General features: G+C 70.3%; 7 protein-coding genes. 4 read left to right on the top strand and 3 right to left on the bottom strand.

The window, feature by feature from the left end; genetic code table 11:
- Nucleotides 1–67 precede the first annotated feature (67 nt).
- Both C2L58_RS17130 and secA2 read right to left on the bottom strand, forming a co-directional pair.
- A complete protein-coding gene (locus C2L58_RS17130; RefSeq protein WP_103338581.1) occupies nucleotides 68–1,789 on the bottom strand; it encodes an NAD+ synthase in 1,722 nt (573 codons plus the stop codon).
- A 147-nt stretch (nucleotides 1,790–1,936) separates the two neighbouring features.
- Nucleotides 1,937–4,276, bottom strand: a complete 2,340-nt coding sequence (gene secA2, locus C2L58_RS17125) for an accessory Sec system translocase SecA2 (RefSeq protein ID WP_103338580.1) — start codon at nucleotides 4,274–4,276, stop codon at nucleotides 1,937–1,939.
- Nucleotides 4,277–4,418: 142 nt separating this feature from the next.
- On the opposite strand from secA2, the gene C2L58_RS17120 reads away from it, so the two are divergent.
- Complete coding sequence (locus C2L58_RS17120; protein ID WP_233225768.1) at nucleotides 4,419–5,993, top strand: alpha/beta hydrolase; 1,575 nt, start codon at nucleotides 4,419–4,421, stop codon at nucleotides 5,991–5,993.
- Here C2L58_RS17120 and C2L58_RS17115 read toward each other — a convergent pair whose 3' ends face one another.
- Nucleotides 5,994–6,623: an LppX_LprAFG lipoprotein gene (locus tag C2L58_RS17115; RefSeq protein ID WP_103338579.1), complete on the bottom strand. Its 630-nt coding sequence runs from the start codon at nucleotides 6,621–6,623 to the stop codon at nucleotides 5,994–5,996. It lies immediately after the preceding gene.
- A gap of 87 nt (nucleotides 6,624–6,710) precedes the next feature.
- Between C2L58_RS17115 and C2L58_RS17110 the strand changes: the two genes are divergently transcribed.
- From C2L58_RS17110 to C2L58_RS17100, 3 genes are all read left to right on the top strand, one after another.
- Complete coding sequence (locus tag C2L58_RS17110) at nucleotides 6,711–7,991, top strand: MFS transporter (protein ID WP_103338578.1); 1,281 nt, start codon at nucleotides 6,711–6,713, stop codon at nucleotides 7,989–7,991.
- Between the two features lie 61 nt (nucleotides 7,992–8,052).
- The gene (gene glnA, locus C2L58_RS17105) at nucleotides 8,053–9,396 is read left to right on the top strand and encodes a type I glutamate--ammonia ligase (protein ID WP_103338577.1); all 1,344 of its coding nucleotides are present in this window, start codon (nucleotides 8,053–8,055) and stop codon (nucleotides 9,394–9,396) included.
- The gene (locus tag C2L58_RS17100) at nucleotides 9,396–10,958 is read left to right on the top strand and encodes an amidase (protein WP_103338576.1); all 1,563 of its coding nucleotides are present in this window, start codon (nucleotides 9,396–9,398) and stop codon (nucleotides 10,956–10,958) included. The genes glnA and C2L58_RS17100 overlap by 1 nt, the downstream gene beginning before the upstream one ends.
- Nucleotides 10,959–11,578 lie beyond the last annotated feature (620 nt).

Below are 11,578 nucleotides of genomic sequence, written 5' to 3'. Positions count from 1 at the left end.
GTCACAAACGGATCTTGAACACCCTTCGCCCATCTCCGGTCAACACCCAGACTTACGCATTACTCGTCTAGGCCTTGCCCTCGCGCCACAGGTTGGTCATCGGCAGCCGCCGGTCGCGGCCGAAGGCCTTGAACGTGATCTTCGTGCCCGGCGGGTACTGGCGCCGCTTGTACTCGGCCTTGTCGACCATCCGCACCACCCGGTCGATGGTCTCCGGGTCGAAGCCCGCGGACACCAGGTCGGCGTACCCGCGGTCGCCCTCGACGTAGTCGTCGAGGATGTCGTCCAGCAGCGCGTAGTCCGGCAGCGAGTCGGTGTCCACCTGGCCCGGCCGCAGCTCGGCCGACGGCGGCTTGGTGATGGAGTTCTCCGGGATCGGCGGGGTCTCGCCGCGCTTGGCCGCTGTTTCATTGCGCCAGCGGGCGAGCTGCCACACGTGCGTCTTGAAGACGTCCTTGATCGGGGCGAACGCGCCGACCGCGTCACCGTAGATCGTCGAATACCCGACGGCGAGCTCGGTCTTGTTGCCGGTGGCCAGCACCAGGTGACCGTCCAAGTTGGACAGTGCCATCAACAGCATGCCGCGCGTCCGCGCCTGGATGTTCTCCTCGGCGAGGCCGGTCAGGGAGAGCTGGTCGACGTACACGCGCACCATGTCCTCGACCGGCTCGACCCGGTAGTGCGCGCCGATCCGCTGCGCCAGGTCGGCGGCGTCGTCCTTCGAGTGCCCCGACGAGTACTTCGAAGGCATCGAGACGCCGTAGACGTTGTTGCCGCCCAGCGCGTCCGCCGCCAGCGCCGCGCAGACCGCCGAGTCGATGCCGCCGGAGAACCCGAAGATCACCGACGAGAAGCCGTTCTTGTGCACGTAGTCCCGCAGCCCGACGACCAGCGCGTGCCACACCTCGGCCTCGTCCGCCAGCGGTTCGCTGATCACCGGCGTGGCCGTCGGCTCGTACGCCGGCAGCGGCTCTTCGCTCAGGACACGCCGCCGGACGTGCAGGCCCTCGTACGAACCGTCGCCCGCGTACCCGGTCTTCGGCAGGTCCATGTCCAGCACGAGCAGGTGCTCGACGAACTGCGGCGCGCGGGCGAGCAGGGTGCCGTCCGCGCCGACGACGAGCGAGTCACCGTCGAAGACGAGGTCGTCCTGCCCGCCGATCTGGTTGGTGTAGACCAGCGGCGCCCCGGCTTCGGCGGCGCGCCGGGCGATGAGCGGCAGCCGCTGCTCGTCCTTCGACCGCTCGTACGGGGACGCGTTCGGCGCCACGACGAGGTCGACGCCGGCGCGGCCCAGCGCCGAGATCGGCCCGCCGTCCTGCCAGAGGTCCTCGCAGATGACCATGCCGATGTCGAGCCCGTGGAACCGGACGACGTCGAGCGTGGTGCCCGGCTTGTACCAGCGGTGCTCGTCGAAGACGCCGTAGTTGGGCAGGTGGTGCTTGAACTGCCGGGCGACGACCTCGCCGCGGTAGAGCGCCGCGGCGGCGTCGCGCGGGCCGACGTCGTCGAGGTCGAGGTAGCCGATGTAGGTGAGCACTTCGCCGCAGCCGGCCTCGTCGAGGCGGCGCGCCAGCGACTCGACGCCCTGCCTCGAGGCGGCCGCGAAGGTCTTGCGCAGCGAGAGGTCCTCGATGGGGTAGCCGGTCAGGGACATCTCGGGGAAGACGACGACGTGAGCGCCGGCTTCGGTGGCCCGCCGGGTCCACTCGACGTGCAGATCGGCGTTGCCGTCGAGGTCGCCGACGGTGGGGTTGACCTGGGCGAGCGCGATGCGCAGTTGCGGCATGCCGCCATTCTGGCTCACGGTCACCCGGAAGGCCGAGCGAATGTGGGCGAAACGCCACGCCCTCGCCCGGACCAACCGGACGGGGGCCTGCCGCAGCCGTCGTGAGTGGTAAGGAGGGTTCTAACCCTCCTTACCACTCACGACCCGCTACTTGCGCTTGATCATGCTCCGGACCTTCTTGATGGTCTGCTCGAAGTCCGAATCGAACGGGTTGTCGTGCACGAGGTACGTCCACGTCGTGTTCGCGCGCCGCACGCCCGCGTCGCCGAGGTCGATGCCCTCGTCCGTCAGCTCCGCCTCTTCGAGCGTCTTCGCCGCCCGCGAGTCGGCCTCGGCGATGATCTTGTGGAACTCCGGGATCGCCGCGCGGTGGAATTCGTCGAGGGGCGTCTCCCGGGCCAGCGCGCGCAGGTGGATGCTCTCGCGGACGTCGGTCAGGTACGCCAGGTGGTCGGACCAGAGCTGGTCGACGTGGAACAGCAGCACCTCGCGGCACATCTGCTCGAGCTTGTCCTGGTCGTCGAGCTTCTCCTTCAGCTCGCCGAACTTCTCCGGGTGCGCCTTCTCGAGCTGCTCCGCCGCGTACGCGGTGCGAAGCACCTTGCCGCGGTGCACCAGCAGGTCCCGCCGCTGCCGCTCGATCAGCCGCGTGTAGCGCCAGGTGTTGCGGTGGATCTCCAGGTCGACGCCCTCGGCGACGCGCTGGGCGTGGTTGAGCTGCCGCAGCGCCGCCGGGTCCTTGATCTCGCCGGTCTCCTCGTCGTCGGTGATGCCCTCGGGCACGTCCGGCGCGTTCGACAGCACGAGTTCGTCGTTCAGGCTCGCGAAGAAGATCGCGCTGCCCGGGTCGCCCTGGCGGCCGGAGCGGCCGCGCAGCTGGCCGTCGAGCCGGCTCGACGGGTATCGCGCGGTGCCGATGACGTGCAGCCCGCCCAGCTCGACGACCTCTTCGCGGGTCGCGCCGTCGGTGCCGCCCAGCCGGATGTCGGTACCGCGGCCGGCCATCTGGGTGGACACGGTGACCGCGCCCTTCTTGCCGGCCTCGGCGATGATCGCGGCCTCTTCGGCGTCGTTGCGCGCGTTGAGCACGACGCACTCGAGGTCGACCTTCGCCAGCTTCTCCGCCAGCTCTTCGGACTCGGCGACGTCCTGGGTGCCGACGAGGATCGGCCGCCCGGTCTCGTGCACCGTGCGGATCTCCTCCTCGATCGCCCGCAGCTTCTGCGACGGCGAGGCGAAGACCCGGTCCTCGAGGTCTTCCCGGATGTTCGGCGTGTTCGGCGGGATGACCGCGACCTCGAGCTCGTAGAACTCGCGCAGCTGCTCGGCGACGGCGACCGCGGTCCCGGTCATGCCGGCGACCTCGGGGTAGCGCGCGAGCAGCGCCTGGACGGTGATCGAGTCCAGGATCTCGCCTCGGTCGGTCGCGGTGACCTGCTCCTTCGCTTCGACGGCGGCCTGGAGGCCGTCCGGCCAGCGCTGGAGCTCGGCGACGCGGCCGCGGGCGGCGTTGATGAGCTGCACCTTGCCGTCGCGGACCAGGTAGTCGACGTCGCGGGTGAGCAGCGCGTGCGCGTGCAGCGCGACGTTCACCGCGGGGAGCCGGTCCGACGCCGTCTCGCCGTAGAGGTCGTCGACCTCCAGGCCGAGCGACTTCGCGACGACGGACGCGCCGGCGTCGGTCAGCCACGCGTTGCGGCCCTCGCTGTCGGTCTCGTAGTGCAGGCCGAGGCGCAGCCGCCGGACGACCTTCGCGACCTCTTCGTCGGCGTCGGTGTGGTCGATCGAGCCGGCCATCACCAGCGGGACGCGGGCCTCGTCGACCAGCACCGAGTCCGCCTCGTCGACGATCGCGACCTCGGGGTCGGGCTGGACGAGGTCGTCGACCGACGTCACGAGCCGGTCGCGCAGCACGTCGAAGCCGATCTCGGCGACGGCGCCGTACGTGACGTCCTTGTGGTAGGCCTCGCGGCGCTCTTCGCGGGAGTGCGCGGGCTCGACCCAGCCGACCGACACGCCGAGCAGGGCGTACACCGGGCCCATCCACTCGGCGTCGCGGCGGGCCAGGTAGTCGTTGACCGTGACGACGTGAACGCGCTTTCCGCGGATCGCGTAACCGGCGGCGGCGAGCGCACCCGCGAGGGTCTTGCCCTCACCGGTCTCCATCTGCACGACGTGCTTGGTGAGCAGGCCCATCGTGCCCAGCACCTGCACGTCGAACGCGCGCTCGCCGAGGGCCCGCCGCGCGGCCTCGCGGCCCAGCGCGCACACCTCGACCAGCTGGTCGTCGCCGAACGCGGTGTCCTTCAGCGTCTCGCGAAGCTTGCCCGCCCGCTCGGTCAGCTCCTCGTCGGAGAGCTTTTCGAGCTCGGGTTCGAGCTTCTCGACCGCGGGCAGCAGTGCTTCGTAGCGGGTCAGCTCGACGCTGCCCGGCCGCTGGATGATCCGGCGGAGCTTCTTGCCCACCCGGCTGATCAGTGCTGCCACCCCTGGTCTCCCGTTCTCTCTCGCTCGACGGCCTCCACCACCCAACGCGACGGTGGTGCGTTCGAGTTCCGCGGCCGGATGGGACGATCCAACCGTGTTCTCACATCCCAGCGCCAGGTCCCGTAGTCGCAGGATCACCGCAATGGCGACATCCGTGCTGTTCGCGGCCTCGCTGACCGCGTGCACGTCCTCCGGCAAGACCGAGCCGCCCGCGCCGACGACCGAGTCGCACCCGCCGTCCGGGCCGGTGCCCGCCGGTCTGGAGCGGTTCTACGGCCAGAGCCTGAGCTGGGCCGACTGCGCACCTTACGCGACATCGGAAGACTCGCGGTCGGCGTTCCAGGCGAAGGACGTCCAGTGCGCGCGCCTGACCGTGCCGCTGGACTACGCGAACCCGGCGGGCGACACGATCACGCTGGGCCTGCTCCGGCGCAAGGCGACGGACGCCGCGGCGCGGATCGGCTCGCTCGTGGTCAACCCGGGCGGGCCGGGCGCGTCGGGCATGGTCGCGGCCGCCGGGCTGGCCAAGCCGATGACGAGCACCGGGCTCGGCAAGCGCTTCGACCTGGTCGGATTCGACCCGCGGGGGATCGGGGCGAGCCGGCCGGCCATCCACTGCCTGACCGATCCGGAGCGCGACGCCGACCGCGCGGACGACAGCGAAACCGACGGTTCGCCGGCCGGCGTGCTGAAGCAGGAATCGCAGGAAAAGGACTTCGCCGCCAAGTGCGCCCAGCGCACCGACGACGGCACCGGGATGCTGGCCAACGTCGGCACCCGCGACGTCGTGAAGGACCTCGACGTCCTCCGCTCGGTCCTCGGCGACGAAAAGCTCACCTATTTGGGCTACTCCTACGGCACCCGGATCGGGTCGGCGTACGCCGAGGCGTTCCCGAAGAACGTCCGCGCGATGATCCTCGACGGCGCGGTGGACCCCGAGCAGGACGCGGTCGAGTCGCTCGTCGCGCAGGGCCAGGGCTTCGGGACGGCGTTCAACCAGTTCGCGAAGTCGTGCACGGCCCAGCAGGACTGCGCGCTCGGCGCGGACGCCGGCGGCGCGGTCAAGGCGTTCCAGGACCTCGTCCGGCCGCTGATCGACTTCCCGGTGCCGGTCGGCGACGGCCGCAAGCTCTCCTACGAGGACGCCACCACCGGCGTCATCCAGGCGCTCTACCAGGAAAGCCTCTGGGACACCCTGAACACGGGCCTCAACGAGCTGAAGCAGCAGCGCGGCGCGACGCTCGAGAAGCTCGCCGACATCTACAACGAACGCGACTCCGACGGCAAGTACGGCACCACGCAGGACGCCTTCACGGCGGTCCGCTGCGTCGACGACCCGCGCGTCACCGACCCGGCCGTCATCCTCAAGGCGCAGGAGGAGTACGTGAAGGTGGCGCCGTTCCTCGACGACGGGCGTCCGGCTTCGGCGGCTCGCGACGCCTGCGCGTTCTGGCCGGTGCCGAACACCTCGGAGCCGCACGTGCCGAACGTCGAAGGCCTGGCGAAGACGCTGGTCATCTCGACGACCAACGACCCGGCGACGCCGTACCAGGCCGGCGTCAACCTCGCGAAGGGCCTGAAGGGCGCGCTGCTGACGTTCGAGGGCACCCAGCACACGGTTTTCCTGCAGGGCGTGAAGTGCGTGGACCAGGCGGGCACGGACTACCTGCTCGACGGCACGGTGCCGCCGGACGGCAAGCGGTGCTCGGGGCAGTAGCTAGGCCTGCTCCGTTAGGGACAGCTCGATCATCACCGGGCTGAGGTGGTCGCCGGCCGGCGGGACCTGTACCCACAGGCGCACGAAGCGCCGGGGCCCGCCGTCGTCGGAGACCCACACCTTGACGTTGAGTTCGGCGTCGACGGCCGCGAGCACGCTGTGCGCCACCGCGGCCGGCACCCGGCCGGCGACCCGCAGCGCGGGCGCGCCGTCGACGTTCTCTCGGCCTTCGGTCTCGGCGTCGGTCACCCCGTCGAGCAGCCGCTTCAGCCCGCCGGCCGGGCCGAGGAACGCCTTGACCCGGTAGGCCTCGGGCAGCGAGTCCTGGCCGTCGTGCACGGTGAACGGGAACTTGGTGTGCCCGCCGCTGTTGTGGTCGTCCTGGACGTCGGCCATGCCGGTCGCGGTGCCGCCGTCGCCGAGGGTCGCGTCGCCTTCGATCTGGCGGAGCGGGAATCCCGGCAGCACGCCGTTGACGCCGGCCGCGAAGTGCACGCTCCGCACCGAGGCGAACGACGTCGCGGCCTTGCCGACCAGGTCGGCGCCCGCCGGGAAGGGACCTCGCGTATCGGGCGAGCCCGTGCAACCGGCCGTCAGGAGGAGCGCGAGCAGCAACGCGAGGCGGGGCATGGCGAAAGCCTACTGTTGGCCCAATCCTTGCGGATGATGTCCTTCCGGCCACTTTCGAGCTCACGCGCGGGCGATGAGACTGCTTGAGTGACCGTTGAGACCCGTCCTGCCCCGAAGCTGCACCGCGCGTGGCTGATCGCCGGCGCCGCCTTCGTCGCGCTGCTCGCCTCCGCCGGCTTCCGCGCCGCTCCCGGCGTCCTGATCGACCCGCTGCACGAAGAGTTCGGCTGGTCCCGCACCACGATCAGCTCGGCCGTGTCGGTGAACCTCGTGCTCTTCGGCCTCTTCGCGCCCTTCGCGGCGGCGTTGATGGAGCGCTTCGGCATCCGGCGCGTCTCGGCGACGGCGTTGACCGTGATCGCCCTCGGCGCGGGCGGCACGGTCCTCATGACCGCGAGCTGGCAGCTCGTGCTGTGCTGGGGCGTGCTGGTCGGGCTGGGCACCGGCTCGATGGCCATGGGGTTCGCCGCGATGGTCGCCACGCGGTGGTTCGTCCGCAGCCGCGGCGTCGTCACCGGCGTCCTGACCGCCGCGGGGGCCACCGGCCAGCTGATCTTCCTGCCGCTCATCGCGAACCTGGCGGTCGGCTCGGGCTGGCGCACGGCGTCGCTGGTGATCGCGATCGCCGCGCTCGCCGTCGTCCCTGTGGTCCTCTTGCTGATCCGCGACCACCCCGCCGACGTCGGCACGACGGCCTACGGCGCGCCCGCCGACGCCGAGGTCGTGCGTCCGGTCCCGAAGACCGGCTCGGTCCGCCGCGCCCTCTCCGTGCTGCGCCAGGCCGCCCGCACCCGGACGTTCTGGCTGCTCGCGGTCGGCTTCGCGATCTGCGGGGCGACGACCAACGGCCTGGTCGGCACCCACTTCGTCCCGGCCGCGCACGACCACGGCATGCCGCAGACGACCGCCGCGGGCCTGCTGGCCCTGGTCGGCGTCTTCGACGTCGTCGGGACGATCTTCTCGGGCTGGCTCACCGACCGCATCGACCCGCGGATCCTGCTCGGCGTCTACTACGCCCTGCGCGGGCTCTCGCTGGCGCTGCTGCCGCAGCTGTTCACCGACTCGGTGCAGCCGAGCATGTGGGCGTTCATCCTGTTCTACGGCCTCGACTGGGTGGCCACGGTCCCGCCGACGGTCGCGCTCTGCGTCCGCGCCTTCGGCGACGCCGGCCCGATCGTGTTCGGCTGGGTGTTCGCCTCCCACCAGCTCGGGGCCGCGTTCGCCGCGTCGGCCGCCGGCCTGGTCCGCGACCAGCTCGGGAACTACACCCTGGCCTGGTATTCGGCCGCTGTGCTGGCGATCATCGCGTCGGTCGCTTCGCTGGCCATCACCCGGGCGAAGAAGCCCGTTGCGGTACTCGCGACGTGACTTCGGCGGCCACGGCGCGTCGCGAAACATGTCGTTAACACGCTGTGGTTAGGGTGCGGCCATGGATCGCCAGCAGGAATTCGTGCTCCGCACGCTCGAGGAGCGCGACATCCGTTTCGTCCGTCTCTGGTTCACCGATGTGCTGGGGTTCCTCAAGTCCGTCGCGGTCGCGCCGGCCGAGCTCGAAGGCGCCTTCAACGACGGGATCGGCTTCGACGGCTCGGCCATCGAGGGCTTCGCGCGCGTCTACGAATCGGACATGGTCGCCAAGCCCGACCCGGCCACGTTCCAGGTCCTGCCCTGGGAGACCCCCGACGGCGGCCCCTACTCGGCCCGCATGTTCTGCGACATCGCGATGCCCGACGGCTCGCCGTCGTGGGCGGACCCGCGGCACGTGCTGCGCCGCCAGCTGTCGAAGGCCGCCGAAGCGGGCTTCACCTGCTACGTCCACCCCGAGATCGAGTTCTTCCTGCTCTCGACGATGCCGGACGACGGCAGCGAGCCGGAGCCCGCGGACAACGGCGGCTACTTCGACCAGGCCAGCCACGCCACGGCGACGCACTTCCGCCGGCACGCCATCGAGACGCTCGAGGCGATGGGCATCTCGGTCGAGTTCAGCCACCACGAAGGGGCACCGGGCCAGCAGGAGATCGACCTCCGTTACGCCGATGCGCTGACGATGGCCGACAACGTGATGACGTTCCGTTACGTCGTCAAGGAGGTCGCGCTGACTCAGGGTGTGCGCGCGACGTTCATGCCCAAGCCGTTCACCGACCAGCCCGGTTCGGGGATGCACACGCACGTCAGCCTGTTCGAAGGCGACCGCAACGCCTTCTACGACGCCGAAGACCCGCACGAGCTGTCGGGAACCGGCAAGGCCTTCGTCGCCGGCGTGCTGCACCACGCGAAAGAGATCTCGGCGGTCACCAACCAGTGGGTGAACTCCTACAAACGCCTGATCAGCGGCAGTGAAGCCCCGACGACCGTCTCGTGGGGCCGGGCGAACCGCTCCGCGCTCGTGCGCGTCCCGATGTATTCACCCGGAAAGGCGTCATCCCGACGGGTCGAGATCCGTACCCTGGACTCGGCGTGCAACCCGTACCTGGCGTACTCGGTCATCCTGGCCGCCGGGCTGAAGGGGATCGAAAAGGGCTACGAGCTGCCGCCACCCGCCGAAGACAACATCTGGCAGCTGAGCGACTCCGAGCGGCGCGCCGCCGGGTACGCGCAGCTGCCGCAGAACCTGGGGGAGGCGCTGGCCGAGATGGAGAAGTCGGAACTCCTGCCGGAAGCGCTCGGCGAGCACGTCTACGACTTCTTCCTCCGGAACAAGCGCGTGGAGTGGGACAACTACCGCAGCGCGGTCACCCCGTACGAACTCCGAACCCTGTTGCCGGTGCTCTGATGGGGCGGCGGCCGGTGTTCCTCGCGATCCTGGCCGCCGCACTCGTGCTCGTCCCCGCCGCGCCTGTCGCGGCCTCGCCGGCCCCTTCGAGGTTCGACCTCGACTCGGCCGACATCCCGGCGCTGCAGGCCCGGATGGCGTCGGGCCGGCTCACCGCGGTGGGCCTGACCAGGCTTTACCTCGATCGGATTCACCGGATCGACGGAAAGGTGAACGCCGTCCTGGCGCTCAACCCGTCGGCACTGGGCCAGGCCGCGTCGAGTGATGCCCGCCGTCGCGCGCACCACCTGCGCGGGCCGCTCGACGGCATCCCGGTGCTGGTCAAGGACAACGTCGACACCCGCGACCAGTGGACGACGGCCGGGTCACGGGCGTTGCGCAGCTACCCGGCCGCGGACGCGACGCTGATCACGAGGTTGCGCGCGGCGGGCGCGGTGATCCTCGGCAAGGCGAACCTCTCCGAATGGGCGAACTTCCGCGCCGCGAAGCCGACGTCCGGCTGGTCGGGCGTGGGTGGGCAGACGAACAACCCGTACGTGCTGGACCGCAACCCGTGCGGGTCGTCCGCGGGATCGGCCGCCGGCGTGGCGGCGTCGCTGGCGCAGGTGGCGATCGGCTCGGAGACGGACGGCTCGATCGTGTGCCCCGCCGGGATGACCGCGACGGTCGGCCACAAACCCAGCCTCGGCCTGGTCAGCCGCACCGGCGTGGTGCCGATCTCCGCGGAGCAGGACACCGCGGGCCCGATCGCCCGCAACGTCGTCGACGCGGCCCTGACGCTGTCGGTCCTGCAGGGTCGCGATCCCGCCGATCCGGCCACGCTCACCTATCCGCGCACCCAGCCGACGGACTACGCGAAGCTGCTCCGCCCGGGTGTCCTGCGCGGCGCACGGATCGGCCTGTGGCGGCTGCCGGTGCTCGGCCCGGCCACCGACGCGATCATGACTTCGGCGCGAAACTCCCTGGTCAAAGCGGGTGCGACGGTCGTCGAGGTGTCGCTGCCCTACCAGGCGCGGCTCGGGGAGCTGGAGTTCCCGGCGCTGCTCACGGAGTTCCACCGCGACATCGACGCCTACCTGGCGACCCGCCCGCGCGGGCCCCGGAACCTGGCCGAGCTGATCGCCTACAACCGCGCGGACCCGCTGGAGCGCACGTGCTTCGCCGGGCAGGAGCTGTTCGAGCAGGCACTGACCGCACCGCCGCCGACCGACCCGGGTTACCTCGCCGGCCGCGCGGAGCTTTCCGACCTGGCGCGCCGATCGCTCGACGAGACCCTGGCCGCGTACGACCTGGACGCGATCGCATCGCCGACCAACCCGCCGGCGTGGAAGACCGACTGCGCGGTGGGCGACAACGACGTGATCCCGTCTTCGACCCCGGCCGCGGTGGCGGGCTACCCGGACGTGACGGTGCCGGCCGGGTTCGCCGGACCGCTCCCGGTGGGGATCTCGTTCATGGGGTCCCGCTGGTCCGACGCCCGGATGCTGGCGCTCGCGGCGGACTTCGAACGGGTGGCTCCGGCCCGGGTCCCGCCGCGGTACCTGCCGACGTTGCCGTCGTAAGGGCCGATCCGCATTGCCGCCGGGATACCTGCCGACCTCGCCGTCGTAGTTGCCGGCCGATCCGCGTTCGCCGGCCCGCTTCCCGCCGTCGTGGTGGTGCTCCGGCCGACCCGCCCTCGCCGCCCGCTTCCCGCTGTCCGGCCGACCGGGCCCGTCGTAGCCCTCCGTAAGCACTCTGACCTGCGGCGATGTCGTTAAGTGACCCCCCTGTTTTGGGGCAGTTCCGGGGCATGTAATCTTCTCTTCGTCGCCAGGAACACCGGGTCACACCGGGGCTGCAAGCCCCGGAGACCAGGCCGGGACGAGCGGGTTGACACCGCGGATCGGACCGGGTAATGTTCAGCGTCGGCCCACGAGCGGCCGCCGACCCCCTACGACTAAACCCGTAGGCTGAGGCATGCTCGACCAAAAGCTTGTGAATATCGCTTGGAACAACTGCCGAGGATTCAGCCGCTGATAACGCGGAGGGATTCAGAGTGTGTTGCTTGAGAACTCAACAGTGTGCTAGTGAACTAAGCCAGTAGAGCTTATGTATTGAAACCTCGTATTGAGGTTCCTTTGAGAGCATTAATTTGCCTCGATTGAATTCGAAGACATTGTTGGAGAGTTTGATCCTGGCT

This window comes from Amycolatopsis sp. CA-126428 (assembly GCF_002904335.1).
Taxonomy (GTDB): domain Bacteria; phylum Actinomycetota; class Actinomycetes; order Mycobacteriales; family Pseudonocardiaceae; genus Amycolatopsis.
This window is presented reverse-complemented; position numbering and strand designations above follow the sequence as displayed.